This window comes from uncultured Granulicatella sp., assembly GCF_963515615.1.
Classification (GTDB): Bacteria; Bacillota; Bacilli; order Lactobacillales; family Aerococcaceae; genus Granulicatella.
Genome location: NZ_CAUPZT010000031.1, coordinates 1 through 18,132, shown reverse-complemented (window position 1 = coordinate 18,132; position 18,132 = coordinate 1). Strand labels below are relative to the sequence as shown.

At 33.4% G+C, this 18,132-nt stretch carries 12 protein-coding genes and 1 pseudogene; 10 read left to right on the top strand and 3 right to left on the bottom strand.

All coding sequences use genetic code 11. From position 1 onward, the window contains the following. Positions 1-492, top strand: a 492-nt coding sequence (locus tag RYL55_RS06050) for a methionine adenosyltransferase domain-containing protein (protein ID WP_315008078.1), incomplete at its 5' end; no start/stop codon positions are given. A gap of 47 nt (positions 493-539) precedes the next feature. Here the strand turns inward: RYL55_RS06050 and RYL55_RS06045 are convergent. Then, on the bottom strand, positions 540-683 hold the full coding sequence (locus RYL55_RS06045; protein WP_315008077.1) for a DUF4044 domain-containing protein: 144 nt from the start codon (positions 681-683) through the stop codon (positions 540-542). A 165-nt stretch (positions 684-848) separates the two neighbouring features. Here RYL55_RS06045 and gndA point away from each other — a divergent pair, with 165 nt between their 5' ends. Then, positions 849-2,282, top strand: a complete 1,434-nt coding sequence (gene gndA / locus RYL55_RS06040; protein ID WP_315008076.1) for an NADP-dependent phosphogluconate dehydrogenase — start codon at positions 849-851, stop codon at positions 2,280-2,282. Between the two features lie 143 nt (positions 2,283-2,425). Here the strand turns inward: gndA and RYL55_RS06035 are convergent, their stop codons facing one another. Continuing rightward, on the bottom strand, positions 2,426-2,620 hold the full coding sequence (locus RYL55_RS06035; protein ID WP_315008075.1) for a YjzD family protein: 195 nt from the start codon (positions 2,618-2,620) through the stop codon (positions 2,426-2,428). Positions 2,621-2,786: 166 nt separating this feature from the next. On the opposite strand from RYL55_RS06035, the gene RYL55_RS06030 reads away from it, so the two are divergent. From RYL55_RS06030 to pyk, 3 genes and pseudogenes are all read left to right on the top strand, one after another. Next, positions 2,787-6,125: a DNA polymerase III subunit alpha gene (locus RYL55_RS06030; protein ID WP_315008074.1), complete on the top strand. Its 3,339-nt coding sequence runs from the start codon at positions 2,787-2,789 to the stop codon at positions 6,123-6,125. A 103-nt stretch (positions 6,126-6,228) separates the two neighbouring features. Further along, positions 6,229-7,194, top strand: a complete 966-nt coding sequence (gene pfkA, locus RYL55_RS06025) for a 6-phosphofructokinase (RefSeq protein ID WP_315008073.1) — start codon at positions 6,229-6,231, stop codon at positions 7,192-7,194. Positions 7,195-7,211: 17 nt separating this feature from the next. After that, a pseudogene (gene pyk, locus RYL55_RS06020) lies at positions 7,212-8,621 on the top strand (pyruvate kinase); the annotation flags it as partial. Positions 8,622-9,366: 745 nt separating this feature from the next. On the opposite strand, the gene lexA reads toward pyk, so the two are convergent. Further along, positions 9,367-9,990: a transcriptional repressor LexA gene (lexA, locus tag RYL55_RS06015; RefSeq protein ID WP_315008072.1), complete on the bottom strand. Its 624-nt coding sequence runs from the start codon at positions 9,988-9,990 to the stop codon at positions 9,367-9,369. A gap of 146 nt (positions 9,991-10,136) precedes the next feature. Between lexA and RYL55_RS06010 the strand changes: the two genes are divergently transcribed. From RYL55_RS06010 to RYL55_RS05990, 5 genes are all read left to right on the top strand, one after another. Next, positions 10,137-10,385, top strand: a complete 249-nt coding sequence (locus RYL55_RS06010) for a DUF896 family protein (protein WP_314110784.1) — start codon at positions 10,137-10,139, stop codon at positions 10,383-10,385. Positions 10,386-10,442: 57 nt separating this feature from the next. Further along, the gene (tkt, locus tag RYL55_RS06005; protein WP_315008071.1) at positions 10,443-12,440 is read left to right on the top strand and encodes a transketolase; all 1,998 of its coding nucleotides are present in this window, start codon (positions 10,443-10,445) and stop codon (positions 12,438-12,440) included. A 539-nt stretch (positions 12,441-12,979) separates the two neighbouring features. After that, positions 12,980-13,654 carry a type IV toxin-antitoxin system AbiEi family antitoxin domain-containing protein gene (locus RYL55_RS06000; RefSeq protein WP_315008070.1) on the top strand — a complete coding sequence of 225 codons (675 nt, stop codon included), beginning with the start codon at positions 12,980-12,982 and terminating at the stop codon, positions 13,652-13,654. Between the two features lie 129 nt (positions 13,655-13,783). Then, positions 13,784-14,485 (top strand): nucleotidyl transferase AbiEii/AbiGii toxin family protein, encoded by a 702-nt coding sequence (locus RYL55_RS05995; RefSeq protein ID WP_315008069.1) that lies wholly within the window; start codon positions 13,784-13,786, stop codon positions 14,483-14,485. 681 nt (positions 14,486-15,166) lie between these two features. Continuing rightward, positions 15,167-18,132, top strand: a 2,966-nt coding sequence (locus RYL55_RS05990; RefSeq protein ID WP_315008068.1) for a CshA/CshB family fibrillar adhesin-related protein, incomplete at its 3' end; no start/stop codon positions are given.

Here is an 18,132-nt window from a genome sequence, read left to right as displayed (position 1 = left end):
ACACGTTATTTCATTAATCCAACAGGAAAATTCGTAATTGGTGGACCAGTTGGAGATTCTGGATTAACAGGTCGTAAAATCATCGTAGATACGTACGGTGGATATGCTCGCCATGGTGGAGGCGCCTTCTCTGGAAAGGATGCAACGAAAGTTGATCGTTCTGCAAGTTATGCAGCTCGCTATATTGCTAAAAACGTAGTAGCTGCAGGTTTAGCAGATAAATGTGAAATCCAATTAGCTTATGCTATTGGGGTAGCTCAACCAGTATCCATTTCTGTAGATACTTTTGGAACCAATCATGTTTCAGAAGAAAAACTAATTGCTGCAATTCGTAAAGTATTCAAGTTAACTCCAAAAGGAATTATTGAAACATTACAATTGCGTAGACCAATTTACCAACAAACTGCTGCATACGGACATTTTGGACGTAAAGATGTAGATTTACCATGGGAACAATTAGATAAAGTAGAAGCTTTAAAAGCTGAATTTTAATGAAACAAAAAAACGATTATAACGTAGAGGTTATAATCGTTTTTTTACTATTTATAATTCATTACAGTCATTGCGAATTGGAATACGATAACTCCTAAAGTTGCTAGTAACATAAACCATACAACAACACGAGTAATTTTTTCCATTATTGAAAGATTACGTTTTTGTTTTTTTCTAGGTTTTCTTGACACTGATATCTCTCCTTTAATTCAAATCATAGTTAGTTTACATGAATTAGTTTAATTACACAAGTAGAATAATGATGAAAATTTTCTTTGAGTGCAAATAGCTTTCCTAAAATTGTAAATTTTGGTATGATGACAAGGTAAATTTATAAATATTGGAGGAATTTTAAAATGTCAAAACAACAAATTGGTGTCGTTGGTATGGCAGTAATGGGTCGTAATTTAGCTTTAAATATTGAAAGTCGTGGTTATTCAGTTTCAATTTTTAACCGTTCGTCTTCAAAAACAGATGAAGTGATTGCATTACATCCAGACAAAAAATTAGTTCCAACTTATACAGTGGAAGAGTTCGTGAATTCATTAGAAAAACCAAGAAGAATTTTATTAATGGTTAAAGCTGGTGAAGCAACTGATAAAACAATTCAAAGTTTATTACCACATTTAGATAAAGGGGATATCTTAATTGATGGAGGAAATACTTTCTTCCAAGATACTATTCGTCGTAATGAAATGTTAGCGAACTCAGGTATTAACTTTATCGGTACAGGTGTTTCAGGTGGTGAAGAAGGAGCATTAAAAGGTCCTGCAATTATGCCTGGTGGACAAAAAGATGCTTATGAATTAGTAGCACCAATCTTAGAAGAAATTGCTGCTAAAGCTGATGATGGTGCGCCATGTGTAACTTATGTTGGTCCAAATGGAGCAGGCCATTATGTAAAAATGGTTCATAATGGTATCGAATATGGTGATATGCAATTAATTGCTGAAAGTTATGATATTTTACGTCGTGTAGGTGGATTATCAGTTGAAGAAACTGCAGAAGTATTCAAATCTTGGAATACTGGTGAATTAGACAGTTATTTAATTGAAATTACTGCGGATATTTTAACGAAAAAAGATCCTGAGACAGGTAAACCAATGGTTGAAGTGATTATGGATACAGCTGGAAATAAAGGAACAGGTAAATGGACTTCTCAAAGTGCGTTAGACTTAGGTGTTCCACTTCCATTAATTACTGAATCTGTATTTGCACGTTATATTTCTACATTAAAAGAAGAACGTGAAGTTGCAAGTAAAGAGTTATCTCCAATTAAAGTTCCTGAGTTATCAAATACTGAAAAACAAGCATTAGTTGAATCTGTTCGTAAAGGTTTGTATTTCTCTAAAATTATGAGTTATGCGCAAGGGTTCGCTCAAATGCGTGTGGCAAGTGAAGAGTTTGATTGGAACTTAAATTATGGGGAAATTGCTAAAATTTTCCGTGCTGGATGTATTATTCGTGCTCAATTTTTACAAAAAATTACAGATGCATTTGAACGTGATCCAGAATTGAAAAACTTATTATTAGATAAGTATTTCTTATATGTAACTGAATCTTATCAAGAGGCAGTGCGTGAAGTTGTTGTGACAGCTGTTCAAGCAGGAATTCCTGTTCCAACATTCTCAAGTGCATTAGCTTACTATGATTCTTATCGTTCAGAAGTGTTACCAGCTAACCTAATTCAAGCGCAGCGTGACTACTTCGGTGCTCATACTTATAATCGTGTGGATAAACCTGGAGTGTTCCACTTCGAATGGGCGCAAGAACGTGAGATCGAACAATAATAACAAATATTTTAAATAAGACTAATCTATAGTAGCTAGGACGGCAGTAGCCTCGTAAAAGCGAGTTTCATGCTATTGAGCTACTATAGGTGGCTTGTGTAAATTCTTATAATAAAAAAAGCATCTCTCTTGAGATGCTTTTTTTATTGATGTGATTGTGGTGCTGTTTTTGTTGGTTTCATGAAGACATGTTGAATAAACACAATCCCACATGAAATTAACACTCCAACGACTACAGCATTTGTAAAGTTATATGGAGATTGTGTTAATGCAGAACCTAAATAATAAGTTACTTGACTTAAAATAAATCCCCAAACAAAAGTTACAAGGTATTTCATTTCGACACCTTCTTTCAAATATATTATAGACAATGATAGGAATTCATACAAGCAAAAATTCTTGAAGATTAACCAAACCTTTTATCAAAAATAACACCACAATATTTGTACAAAAATCGATTCTACCGTTATAATGAATGAGAAGAAATGGTAGAAAGGAATCATTATGACATTTACAATTTTACAAGTTACAAGTGGCTATAGCTTATTGAAAAGCACGATTGATTTATATAAATATGTAATGACTGCAAAAACGTTAGGATATAAAAAATTAGCCTTAACAGATGAAGGTGTCTTACATGGCGCAATTGAATTTTATAATTTATGTCGTAGTCAAACTATCGAACCGATTATTGGTTGTGTTTTTCAGTATAAGCAATGGAGAAATGCAGAAGTCTTATCATCTATGATTGTCTATGCAAAAGATGAAATAGGATATCAAATATTAATTGAATTATCTACTCTATATCAAAAATCTAAAGTAGTTACAAGAGTCATGGAACAAAAAATGAAAGAAGGTTCCAAACATTTAAAATTCGTATTTCCACAAGAAAATAGTGAGTGGGCGTTGGAATGTTCGAATGGGGAAGTGGCTTTTCAACGGTGGTTGTTTGAAGCTGAAGAGCGTTATTTTTCAACTATTTATTTAGGAATTGAATCAAACCAACCTTTATCCATTGCATTAGAACAATTGGAAGAATGGGGACAAGATTTTTCCATGAAATTACTTCCTTTTGTTAAATCTTTCTATTTAAAAGCTGAGGATGATTTTAGTTATCGAGTATTAAAAGCTATTGGAGATGGTGAAACGCTAAGTACGACTCAAGCTGAAGTGAGTGGGCAATATTATTTGCAAGATGAGAAGGCTTTGACGAAACAGTGGACAGCTCTATTAGAAGGAAAGTTAGTTCGTCAATTAACAGAGTTTGTTGATTCGTTGAAATGGGAACTTCCAAAGCATGAGCTATTACTTCCAAAATTCCAAACTCCTGATGGAAAAACGAGTCAAGAATATTTAGTAGAAATTTGCGAGCAATCATTAGAAGAAAAAGACTTAATGAATGATCACTATCATGCTCGTCTAAAGTATGAATTATCTATTATTCATCAAATGGGATTTGATGATTATTTTTTAATTGTATGGGATATTATGAAATATGCTCATGAAGCAGGAATTCAAACAGGTCCTGGACGTGGTTCTGCCGCAGGTTCATTAGTTTCTTATTTGTTGAATATTACGAAAGTAGATCCAATTAAGTATCAATTGTTATTTGAACGTTTCTTAAATCCAGAACGATATACGATGCCCGATATTGACTTAGATTTTCCCGATAATCGAAGAGAAGATATATTAGAATATGTACGAAGAAAATATGGGGATAATCATGTTGCACAGATTGCGACTTTTGGAACTTTTGGAAGTAAGCAAGCACTAAGAGATGTTTGTAGAGTATTAGGTCTTACAACCGTGCAAGCGGGAGAATGGTCTAAGGCAGTTCCAAATCAATTAGGTGTTAGTTTAAAAAGTGCATATGAACAGTCAAAAAGTTTACAAGCATTAGTGTCGAAAAGTCCGAAAAATCAATTGATTTTTGAAACTGCATGTCGAATTGAAGGATTACCACGACATTTATCCACACATGCTGCTGGAGTAGTGTTATATGATAAACCACTAACAGAAGTGATTCCTTTAATGGATAAAGAGCAGCAATTGCCAATTACACAATATACAATGAAATATGTGGAGCAAATTGGATTATTGAAAATGGACTTTTTAGGATTGACCAATTTATCCATATTACATGATTCGATAGCATTAACAAAAAAAATTTATCAACAAGATATTAGTTTAAATAAGATTCCACTAGGTGATGAGAAGACCCTTGAATTATTCCAAGCAGCTGATACAAATGGAATATTCCAATTTGAATCAGATGGGATTCGCCGGGTATTAAAGAAACTTAAACCAACGAATTTAGAAGATATTGCTGCAGTGAATGCATTATATCGACCAGGTCCAATGGAGCAAATTGATACTTTTATTAAGCGCAAGCATGGGCAAGAAGTTGTAAAATACCCACATCCTATATTAGAGTCGATTCTTCAATCCACATATGGAGTCATGGTTTACCAAGAACAAGTGATGCAAGTAACATCTCAAATGGCTGGATTTACATTGGGACAAGCAGATATTTTACGCCGGGCTATAGGGAAGAAAGATGGTAAAGTGATTGAAATAGAAAAAGCGCATTTTATAGAAGGAGCTATTGAAAAAGGAATTGATGTAGCAAGTGCTACTGAAGTGTATCACTATATTGAGCGCTTTGCGAATTATGGTTTTAACCGTTCACATGCGTTTGCCTATTCCTTATTGGCGTACCAATTAGCTTATTTTAAGACACATTATCCACTTGCTTTTTATACAGCTATTTTAAGATATGTTGGAGATCGTTCTCCAAAACTACAAACTTACTTTATTGAAGCAAAGCAAAGAGGAATTATCATTAAAAATCCATCGATTAATACCAGTTTAGAAGATTATCATGCAATGGTTGACGGAATTTTTATTGGATTAAATGCGATTAAAGGATTAAGAAGAGACTTTATTCAAGAAATTCTTACTCAGAGAAAACAACATGGGCCATTTATAGATTTTATGGATTTTGCATTTAGAATAGGGAAAAGATTTTGTAAAAAAGAAGTGTTAGAAGCTTTAATCGATGCAGGAGCTTTTGATGAATTAGGAAAAAATCGTGCTACTTTACGAGCTACGATTGATGCTGTTATTGAAAGTGTAAAATTCCATGGGAGTAATCTTGCCCTAGAGTTAAATGAAGAAATGTATCCAAAATATTTCGAAGAAGAAGACAGTAATATTATCGAGAGAATTGAACGTGAAATTGCGGTACTAGGGTTTCCAGTGTCTGCATTTCCAACCGATCCATATGAAATATTATATAAAGAACAAAAAGCGAATCGTATTTCTAGTATTTATGAATCAAAATTTGTATCAGTATTAGGATTATTAAAAAATATTCGCAAGACTCGTACAAAAAAAGGTGAACCGATGGCGTTCGGAACTATTCAAGATGAAACAGGTGAAATGGAATTTGTTGTATTTTCAGAAGTCTATCCACTAGTATTTTCAGCATTAGAAGAAAATCAGTTAGTCTTAATAAAAGGAAAAACAAGAAAGAATTTACAATCAAAATGGCAAGTACAAGTTCAACAAGTACTAAGCTTATTTGAAGTAGAAGGTTTAGCGCAGGCAACTTCTATTAAATGCTATGTTAAAATTACAAAAGAACTACAAAATAAAGATGTGTTTGAAAAAATTCGAAGTGTCATCATAAATAATCCAGGGGATACAACCGTATTATTATATATTGAAAGTAAAGATCAAGTATTTAAAATGAATTTCAACTCTGGAATAGTAATCGATGCTGAGACTTTAAAAGCCATTTCTAACATTGTTGGGGAAGAAAATGTAAAAATTATAAAATAAAACCCTTTTCATTAATGAAAAGAAAAGACATTTTAATCGAAAAGTGTTAAAATAGGTAAAGAATTGGATAAGAGTTCCAAATATAATATAAGAGGTGAAAAGCTTGAAACGTATTGCAGTTTTAACAAGTGGTGGGGACGCACCAGGTATGAATGCCGCAGTTCGTGCCATCGTTCGTAAAGGAATTTATGAAGGATTTGAAGTCTATGGGATTAACTATGGATTTGCAGGATTAGTTGCAGGAGATATCCGTAAAATGGAAGCTTCTGATGTAGGAGATATGATTGGCCGTGGAGGTACTTTCTTATATTCTGCTCGTTATCCTGAATTTGCACACCGTGAAGGTCAAGAAAAAGGAATCGAACAATTGAAAAAATTCGGTATCGAAGGTTTAGTTGTTATCGGTGGAGATGGAAGTTACCAAGGTGCTGTAGCTTTAACAAAATTAGGTTTCCCAACAATTGGAGTTCCAGGAACAATCGATAATGATATTCCAGGTACAGATTATACAATTGGTTTTGATACTGCTATTAATACAGTATTAGACTCAGTAGACCGTTTAAGAGATACTGCAACAAGTCACGTTCGTACGTTTATTGTTGAAGTAATGGGACGTAATGCAGGAGATATTGCTTTATGGACTGGTATCGGAAGTGGGGCAGAACAGATTTTAATTCCTGAGCAAGACTTTGACATTGCTGAAGTTGCAACAGAATTAAAACGTGGTCGTTTAAATGGTAAAAAACACACGATTATTCTTTTAGCTGAAGGAGTAATGAGTGGTGAAGAATTTGCTAAGAAATTATGGGAATACGATGATGATTTCCATACTCGTGTAACAGTATTAGGACACGTTCAACGTGGTGGATCTCCAAGTGCTCGTGACCGTGTATTAGCAAGTCGTTTAGGTGCAAAAGCCATTGACTTATTAAAAGAAGGCGTTGGTGGAGTTTGCGTTGGTGTTCGTGGCGAACAAGTAGTTTATAATGATATCGTTGAAACATTAGCAAATGGAAAACATCTACCAAACTTAGAATTATATCAATTAAATAAAGAAATTTCATTTTAATTAAGGAGTAGTTATTTATGAAAAAAACGAAAATTGTATGTACAATTGGACCAGCAAGTGAATCAATTGAAAAATTAACAGCACTAGCAGAAGCAGGAATGAACGTTTCACGTTTAAACTTTTCTCATGGTGACCATGAAGAACATTTAGCACGTATTAATAACATCAAAAAAGTACGTCAAGAAACTGGTAGAATGATTGCTATCTTATTAGATACAAAAGGACCAGAAATTCGTACACATGATATGGAAGGTGGAGCTTTAGAATTCTTCACTGGTGATGTATTACGTATTTCAATGACACAAGTTTTAGGAACAAAAGAAAAAATTTCTATTACTTACCCAGAATTAATCGATGATGTTCAAGTTGGATCTACTATCTTAATCGACGATGGTTTAGTAGGATTAACAGTTACTGAAATCGACCGTGTAAATGGTGAAATCGTAACAGTTGTAAATAACAGCGGTGTTGTTAAAAACAAAAAAGGTGTTAACGTTCCAGGCGTAAGCACTAAATTACCAGGAATTACTGAAAAAGATAGAGCAGATATTATCTTCGGTATTGAAAATGATATTGATTATATCGCAGCAAGTTTCGTTCGTCGTGCATCTGACGTTCAAGAAATCAGAGATTTATTAGAAGAACACAATGCAACTCATATTCAAATTATTCCAAAAATTGAAAACCAAGAAGGTATCGACAACATCGATGAAATTTTAGCTTTATCTGATGGGTTAATGGTTGCTCGTGGAGACATGGGTGTTGAAATTCCTGCTGAGGAAGTTCCAATTGTTCAAAAAGCTTTAATTAAGAAATGTAATGCTTGTGGTAAACCAGTAATTACAGCTACACAAATGTTAGATTCAATGCAACGTAATCCTCGTCCAACTCGTGCGGAAGCAGGGGACGTAGCGAATGCTATCTTCGATGGTACAGATGCAGTAATGTTATCTGGTGAATCAGCAGCAGGGGATTACCCAGTAGAAGCTGTTAAAACAATGGCAAGTATTTGTGTACGTACTGAACGTGAATTACGTGGACAAGATAAATTTAAATTAAAAACTTATGATGCATCAGATGTAGCAGAAGCAATTGCTCGTTCTGTAGCGCATACAGCTAAAAACTTAGATGTTAAAACAATTGTAGCTGCAACTCAATCTGGTCATACTCCAAAAATGATTTCTAAATATCGTCCAAGTGCAAATATTATGGCTATCACATACACTGAGCGTCAACAACGTGCTTTAGCATTAGTATGGGGTGTTCAACCATTTGTAATTGATAGACCTGCATCAACTGATGAAATGTTTAAACTTGCAAATGATATTGTATTAGAAAAAGGTTTTGCTGAAAAAGGAGAATTATTAATTCTTACAGCTGGTCTTAAAGTTGGAGAAACAGGTTCAACAAATATGTTGAAGGTCCAAAAAACATTTTAAGAATTCGAAATAGACTCTTTTATAGTAGTAAAGGACGGCAGCAGACTCGCAAAAGCGAGTCTCATGCCTAACTTTCGAGCCTAAGGTCTCGAAAGTTCCTAGTAAAAGTTGCCGATTAGGCAACTTTTACGCTTACTACTATAAGAGTCTTTTCTGTTTGGACGGATAATTATGAGAGAGCGCTTGGTAACTGACTTTTCTATATAGTAGTAAAGGACGCCAGTAGCCACCTAAAGGTGTCTCTTGGCTTACTGCTAGGAGAGGTTTTTCTGTTAGAACAGATATTCATGGGGGAGCGTTTAAATGTAATTAGACTTTCTTGATATAGTAGTATTAGGACGCTAGCAGCCAGCGTTGCTGTCTCATAGCTAAAATTTGAGCCTAAGGTCTCAAATTTTCCTGCGATAGAATCTGTTGAAACAGATTCTATTGCCCATACTACTATAGAAAGTCTTTTATCTTTTATTTTATATTTATAATAGTACGAAAAAATGTATAGCAGAGTTTAGATACTAGAAGCATTGACAGTTTGTTAGCATCTTTTACTAGAAAAGATATTTTTTATTAAATGGATATTTATTAGAGTACATATGTAATTAGACTTTCCTAGTATAGTAGTACTAGGACACTAGTAGCCAGCGTTGCAGTCTCGTACTGCTATAGAAAGTCTTTTTTCAAAGCAAAATAAAAAACTCTTCGTTTTAATAACAAAGAGTTTATCAGTGATAGGTTATTAAAAAATACGATTACGATAGAGGCTGACTACTTTTCCTAAGATAGTTACATTTGGTAAGATAATCGGATCGAGTTGATCGTTTTCAGGTTCTAGACGAATATGGTCTGATTCTCTGTAAAATCTCTTACAAGTAGCAGTGTCTTCCTCGGTCATAGCAATGACGATTTCACCATTTGAAGCAGTAGATTGTTTTCGTACGATGACAGAGTCGCCATCAAAGATTCCTGCATTAATCATACTATCTCCCTTGATGGTTAGCATAAATAAATCATCCGCATCTTGTTGCAAATCAGGTGGGATTGGAAAGAATCCGTTCGCTTCTTCAATTGCTAAAATGGGTGAGCCTGCTGTAACAGTTCCTAACATTGGAATAGCGGTGGCATTTGCTCCGATAGTTCTAAGACCTGATTGAGTTAATTCAATCGCACGAGGCTTACTAGGATCTCGTTGAATAAAACCATTTTTTTCTAAACGTGCAAGGTGTCCATGTACTGTTGAAGTGGAAGAAAGTCCAACAGCATTACAAATTTCCCGAACGGTTGGTGGATAACCATGTTCTTTTACTTCTTCATAAATAAATCGTAAAACATCTAATTGTTTTGAATCTTTTCCAGTTGACATTGAATCACCTTCTTTCTCGTTTGCACTTATAATAGCATAAAATTCAGCTCGAATCAAACAAACGTTCGCATATTCGCTTGTTTTCTTTTTGCTTAAATAATGGTATGATAAAAGGGTGTTATAGAATTTAAGAAAGGAAGGCTGAAATGTTAGATCCTAAGAAAATTGAGAGAATTAACGAATTAGCACGTAAGAAGAAAACTGTTGGTTTAACTTCATTAGAACAAGAGGAACAACAGGCATTACGGCAAGAATATCTAGAAGCATTTCGAGGTGGTATGAGAAATCATATCGAAGGATTAAAGATTATGGATGAACAAGGAAACGATGTAACTCCTGAAAAATTAAAACAAATTCAAAGAGAAAAAGGATTACATCATCGTAACGAAGAATAAATCTTTAATATTTTGGGTAATAAATTTAAAAATCATTATTTAAATAGGAGTGTTAATATGTTTGATAAAGTAGATCAATTAGCAGTAGATACGATTCGTACAATAAGTGTGGATGCTATTCAAGCCGCAAATTCTGGACATCCAGGTTTGCCAATTGGTGCTGCACCAATGGCTTATGTATTATGGTCAAAATATTTAAAAGTAAATCCAAAACAATCAAAATGGATCGATCGTGATCGCTTTGTATTATCAGGAGGACATGGTTCAGCACTTTTATATTCATTATTACATCTTTCAGGGTATCAAGTGTCGATTGAAGATGTTAAGAATTTCCGTCAATTTAATAGTAAAACTCCAGGGCATCCTGAATTTAGGCATACTGATGGGGTAGAAGCAACAACTGGACCTTTAGGGCAAGGATTTGCAAATGGTGTTGGAATGGCGATGGCTGAAGCGCATTTAGCTGCTACTTATAACCGTGAAGGATTTCCAATTGTGAATCATCATACCTATGTGATGTGTGGAGATGGGGACTTAATGGAAGGAATTTCTTATGAAGCAAGTTCACTAGCTGGTACTTTAAAACTAAACAAATTAATTGTGTTATATGATTCAAATGATATTACATTAGATGGTGAATTAACAAAATCATTTAATGAAAGCGTGAAGGATCGATTCATTGCTCAAGGATGGAATTATATTCTTGTTGAAGATGGTAATGACTTAGATGAAATTGCAGAAGCAATTGAAGAGGCACAAGGTGAAACTGAAAAACCAACTTTAATTGAAGTGAAAACAATTATTGGATATGGCGCTCCAAACCAAGGGACAAATAAAGTTCATGGTGCTCCATTAGGAGAAGAAGGTATTAACATCATGAAGCAAAATTATGGTTGGGAATATGCACCATTTGAAGTGCCAGAAGAAGTTGCTCATCGTTTTGATAAATTATTAGTGCAAACAGGTGAACAGGATTATCAAGAATGGCAAGAGTTGTTTGAAGCTTATCGAAAAGAATATCCAGAATTAGCCAAACAATTCGAAGAAGCTTTTTCTGGGAAACTTGAAGTAGATTGGAAAGAAATCTTACCAAAATATGAATTCAACAGTCCTGCAAAAGCTTCACGTGTAACAAGTCAAGAAGTGATTCAAGAATTAGGAAAACATATTCCATCATTCTGGGGTGGTTCTGCTGATTTATCTTCTTCAAATAATACAATGAATAAAGCAGATACTGATTTTGAAGCTGGTAATTATGCTGGACGTAATATTTGGTTTGGTGTACGTGAATTTTCAATGGGTGCTGCATTAAATGGTATTTTATTACATGGTGGTACAAGAGGATATATTGGTACATTCTTTGTATTTGCAGACTATGTGAAACCAGCTATGAGGGTAGCTGCATTATCTAAATTACCAACTATTTATGTTTACACGCATGATTCTATTGCTGTTGGGGAAGATGGTCCAACTCATGAACCGATTGAGCAATTAGCAGGATTCCGTGCAACTCCAAATACAAATGTCTTTAGACCAGCAGATGGAAATGAAGTAGCTGCAGCATGGAAAACAGCTTTAGAAGATACTACTAGACCATCCTTATTAGTCTTATCAAGACAAAATCTTCCAGTATTAGAACATTCATTGGAATTAGCATTTGATGGAGTCGATAAAGGGGCATATGTTGTGAGCCCTCAAGAAGGGGAAGTTCCACAAGGAATTCTGATTGCAACTGGATCTGAAGTGAATTTAGCGGTAGAAGCTCAAAAAGTATTACGAGAAACAGGACATGATGTTTCAGTAGTTTCAATGCCAGCTATGAATCGTTTTGAAGAACAATCAAAAGAATATCAAGAAGCAGTATTACCAAGTTCAGTTCGCAAGCGTGTTGCAATTGAAATGGGAGCAAGCTTAGGATGGCATCGTTATGTAGGATTTGATGGTGAATTAGTAACGATTGATAAATTTGGTGCTTCTGGTAATGGAAATACGGTTATGAAAGAATATGGATTTACAGTTGAAAATGTAGTAGCAACTTATTTATCATTAATTTAAATAAAAAATAATGAATACCGACTTAATGAACGAGAGATAGTCTCAGTTGATTAAGTCGTTTTTTTGTATTAAAAAATATCTATATTATTTTAGGTGAATAAATAATAATGTTAAACAAAAATTTAGGGAATTGATTCCTAAAAGTTTACAAAAATATAAGTTTAATGCATTGATTCCTTAAACTTGAAGAGAATGGCAATTAAGTGTATATGAATTTAAAAAAAGAAAGATAGTATGTGGAGTATTGACCGAAAGCTAAAAATTAGAAATATACACTTAGATAAAGGAAATGAGAATGAATATGATGGAATTGAATCTATTGATGTTATTGAATGGTTATTAAAATAATATTTTATCTTATAGAAATTTTTGAAATAAAAGATATTTTTTCGCCTTTTTTTCGTATATATAAGTGAAGTATCATTTTTAGTGAATGCCACTGGAAGATGCTTTTGAAATAATAGAGAGGGATGAAATAATATGAATGAATAAATATAATAAAAAATCTGCAAATTATACTCTATACAAAAGCTAATTAAATGAAAATTTTAAATATGCAAATCCTTGTTTTTGTGCGTTGTTTGAAATATAATAAAGCACAAAAGGAAGTGGTAGTAGTGAATAAATATAAAATAAGAGAAATGATAAAACAGAATAAAGGAATCATAACAGCAAAGGAAGTATCAGATAATAAAATTGACTCATGGTATCTTACGAATTTGGTGCAAAAAGGAGAGCTAGAAAGAGTAACAAGAGGTGTTTATTTTGATCCAAATTTTGATAATTATGATGAACTTTACTTCTTTCAACTTCAAAATAAGGCTTGCATTTATTCCTATCAAACAGCACTATATTTGCATAGATTAACAGATAGATTGCCATTTTCTAACGAAGTAACAGTAAAGCAAGGTTACAATGCATGGCGTATTAAAAATTTGGTTATTATCCATCAAGTGAAAAAAGAATGGTATGAATTAGGTAAATGTGAAATTGAAACGGATATGGGAAATATTGTATTTGCGTATAATATGGAGAGAACGATTTGCGACTTAGTAAGAGATAGAAAAAATCAAGATCCAGAGATATTTTCAAAAGCTTGGAATTTGTACATTAAGAAAGATTCTAAAGATATTTGGAAACTGAGAAAATATGCAAAAGATTTTGGAATAGCAAAGAAAATAGAGGAAATACTTGAGGTGATTGTATATGAATAAAGATAGTATCACTCAAAAACTAAGGAATAGAGCAAAGGAACTTGATTTAAATTATAATTTAGTATTAAGTAAATTTTTTTTGATGAATTTTTAAAGTTAATTTCTATTAGTGAACATAGAGAAAATTTTATGCTTAAAGGTGGTATGTTATTAACTTTTTCTTTGGGTGTTCAAAACAGAACTACACAAGATATTGATTTTTTAGTTAAGGGATTTCCAATAGAAACAATAAAATTGAAAAAAATTTTAGAGGGAATATTGGGAGATACTAACAAAAAAGATATATGGTTTGAATTAAATGGTACTGCTGAGGAAATTAGAGCGGAAGACGAATACGGTGGCATTAGATTTCATGTAATTGGATATTTAGCAAATATTAGAATTCCATTTAGTATTGATATTGCTACCGGAGATCCGATTTATCCATTACCAAGGTTAGAAAGATATAGCACAATTTTAGGTGATATTATTGAATTGAATATGTATCCATTAGAAACAGTGTTATCAGAAAAACTTCAAACAATATTTACACGAGCAGAAAATAATAGTAGAAGTAAAGATTTTTATGATATTTATGCTATCTTGAAAAATAAATTAGAAGTTATAAATATAAAGGAACTTAAAGTAGCAGTTTCTATGACATTTAGTTATACAAAGACAGAAGTTTCAAAAGAAAAAGCAAAAGTTATTATTAGAAATATTAATGAGGAATTTTTGATTAAAGAGAGATGGAGATGGAAAAGATATCAAAACAAAAATCCATATGCGAAAGGATTTGAGTTTAGTGAGATTATAGATAGTTTAAATACTTTAATAGAGATTGCAATGTAATTTTGAATTAGAATTGATTGCGTAATTATAATAAAAATATTTTCCGCCTTTTTTGCGTATATAAAGTGAAACGTTACAGGAAGATACTTCTAAACTATAGAGAGAGGAAGAAAAAATATGAAAAAATGAATTGAAGTGGGAAAGTAACTTATATTAAAAATGCTCATTATGGATTGATAGATTTATAAAATGTAGTCATACCAATATGGAAAACGTGTGTGATAGTACGGAGAGTTATCTTTTTTGTAATATGGATAAGAAAAAAATTTCCTTATTTCAAAAAAGTTAATTTTCTTAAGCACAAATCCTAATGTGGCTAAATTTTTCTCCACTAACTATCCTGAATTAAAGAGATTGAACCGGAAAGGACTTTACAGAATGAAGCAATTCTATGAGTTGTACAGTGACGATGAAAATAAATTCCGAATCCAAAAGTAAAGAAGAAAGAGAATTTAACTTATCGTGAACTGGTAAGGTAGATGGATAGCGGATATTATGAACGACTACTATATAGATTTGTTATTCTATCATAGAGGATTATCCTGCATGGTTGCTTTTGAACTTAAAATTGAAGGATAATTCACGAAAATTAATTTTTTATATATTAAAGTCGTAATATTTGACAAAAAATGCGGGGGGGGGGGTAGAATTAGGTTTACTAATTTTATTTTGAGGTGAACAATGTTAGGTAAAAATAATCAATTTATGAATCAAAAAAAATCTGGTAGAAAATTTGAAAAATATTCTATCAAAAAATTAAAAGTCGGAGCTGCTAGTGTACTAGTCGGAGCTGGCTTCTTTTTAGGCTTCCATGTTGAAGCTAGTGAAATTAATGAACCGATAACAAATGAAGTTGTTAGTACGTCACTAAAGGGTCAAAAAGAAAAGGTAAGTGAAGCTCCAAAGGAAGTTGTAGCAAATGAAGAGAAAATGAATCAAGCAACTCTATCTGTTGACAATGAATTAGTAGAAGAAAAAAATACTAATGTTACAATGGAAAAAGCAACTTCATTAGAAGAACAACCAACTAATGAAAAGAAAACTACAGTTGAAACAAGTCAGTTATTAGATAAAATGATAGCTTTACAAGAACAAGTAGATCGTATCCGTTTAAATGAAAAACAAAAATCACAAATTGAACAAGCTGAAAAATTAATCGAGGAAGCAAAAAAATTACAAGCTTCAATTACAGCTAATCAACAAGAAGTAGATGCTAAAGCAAAACAAATTAGCTCATTAACTTCTATTTTAAAGTCAATCAAAGCTGAAGAAACAGTAAAAGAAAATAAAAATCAAGATAGCCGTAATGGTAAGAAAATGGAAGAAGGAGTAGGCTTCAGAACAGGTACAGAAACTAATGGAGCTACAACTTCTACAACTTCTACAACTTCTACAACTTCTACAAGTACTGGAATTGGTGCGGATGTTGTAGATGCAATAGCTAAACCTTATAATCCTAATGTTGTTAGATCAGATTATACAAATGCGGAAACTTCAGCAGGAATGTTAAATCAAGTAAGTTGGTTAGATTTTAGTAATTTAGCAGATTGGCAAAATGTTAAAACATTACCAGATGGTAGTATGGCATTAAAAGAAGGTTCAGTTTATACAAAAGAAATCATGAAAGATTACTTTATTAAAATTACTGTAAAATCATTAAAACCATTCCAAGCAACAGAAATTTATAAAAATCGTATGGAAGCAGCTGGTGCAACAGAAGAAGAAAAAGCAACTTATGATCCAACTGCCCGAAATTGGTACATGAAAAATCGAGGTGTAGGTGCTGGGGACTTTAATGAAGAAGTAAACATTATCGCAAAAGCAATGGATCGATGGACAGAGATTAAAAAAGCAGGTGTTGATACTGGTACTAGAAAAACGACGATTAAAGCAGAAAAAGTTGCTTATAGCATAGGGGCACAGTTTGAAATATCGGGGATTTATAGAGGAAAACCAGTACGACCAGCAGTTGTAATGACAGATGGTGAATCAGCTAATCCAGGGGAGTCAGTAATCTTTACAACAAACGGAACGGGTTGGCAATTAATTTCTGAAATAAGACAAAACCGTGGGGATGCAAGACATTATTCTCCAGTAGATGTGGGAAATAGAGATTATCGTACTTATGCCGAGCGATATGGAAATGTTAGTTTAACTAACCATCTTGATTTGATGCAACATGGAGTGGATGAAAAGAAAGGGTACGGACCAGACAATAAAAGAATTGCATACAAATATTTATCAAGTCCAGACCAAGAAACAGGTGGTTTAGGTTCAGGAGTATTTGGACCAGTCACCAATGCTGGACCGAACTCAACACCTGTTATAATGACAAAAGATGCAACAGAAGTTGGTATGTATATCGTATCTGATGGACATCAGGCTGCTATGATTGGGTTTGTACCAGTTGATTCAGGAGATGCACCAGCAACATATGGAGAGGCAACTCATACTATAACTACGATTAGTAGTTTTGATGGAAGCGAAGTGAAGCAACCATATTTAGGAAGCGTGCGCCCAGATATGGATATGGGAAATGAAAAAAATTGGCTTGGGGATGATACAAAAGAAGAAGCTGATGAAGGTATCGATCAAATTTTACCGGATAATTTAAAAGGTCAAACAAATCAAGTCATTAAGATGAACAGAGAACGTCAAGGTTCTTATACATTGCAAGTTCAAGCTCATACTGGAGGAGCTCCTGAAGCTCATATTTACGGTTGGATTGACTTTAACCACAATGGTACATTCGAAGAAAATGAACGTTCTGATTTAGCAACAATTACTAAAGATGGTCCTGTAACATTACAATTTAATAATAATAATGCAGTAGATGATCCATCATTAGTGGAATTAGGAACAAGGGTACGTATTTCTACTAGTTCAAAAGCAATTGAGCAACCAACTGGTATTGCTGGAACAGGGGAAGTTGAAGACTTTAAAACTCAAATCACACACCCACCTGTTGGGGAAAAGAAAACAACTGAAGGTCTTGTAAAAGAAACGCAAAGAGAATCGATTCATTTTACAGCACGTGGTAAAACTTCATATGACTTCAATACTGATACATCAATCGATACGAATACACCACCGGTATATATTGATAATAAGACAGGTCAAGAGATTACATTATCAGCTGATGGAACATACACTGTAGCTGGTCAAGGAACTTATAAATTTATTGTCGCTGACAATAAAATAGATGTAAATGTAGAATTTACTCCAGCTGATGGATTTGTAGGTGAAGCTCATGGTATTACACTTCGTAGACAAGATACTAATGGAGCTACAACAGACTGGATTTCTAAAGATACAGCTGCAACACCAGTTGTTAATGATGTAAGACAATCGATGGATGGACTATATATTCCTAAAGTTACAGTTCCAACTTCAGTAAACGCAACTCCAGTTAATGCTGATAGTCAAAATTTACAGGGTCTACCACAAAAAGGTAAACCAACGTTTAATGTAGAATCTGCCAAAGAACCAGTGACAGCTTCTGCTAAACATCCAGCTAAATTAGTGGATCCAAGAACAAATATAGTTACAGAATTAACAACAGTAGATGCATTTGAACAAGGGACAACTAATAAAATTGGTACGTATACAATTGTACCTGAAACAGGAGAAGTTACATTTACACCAAA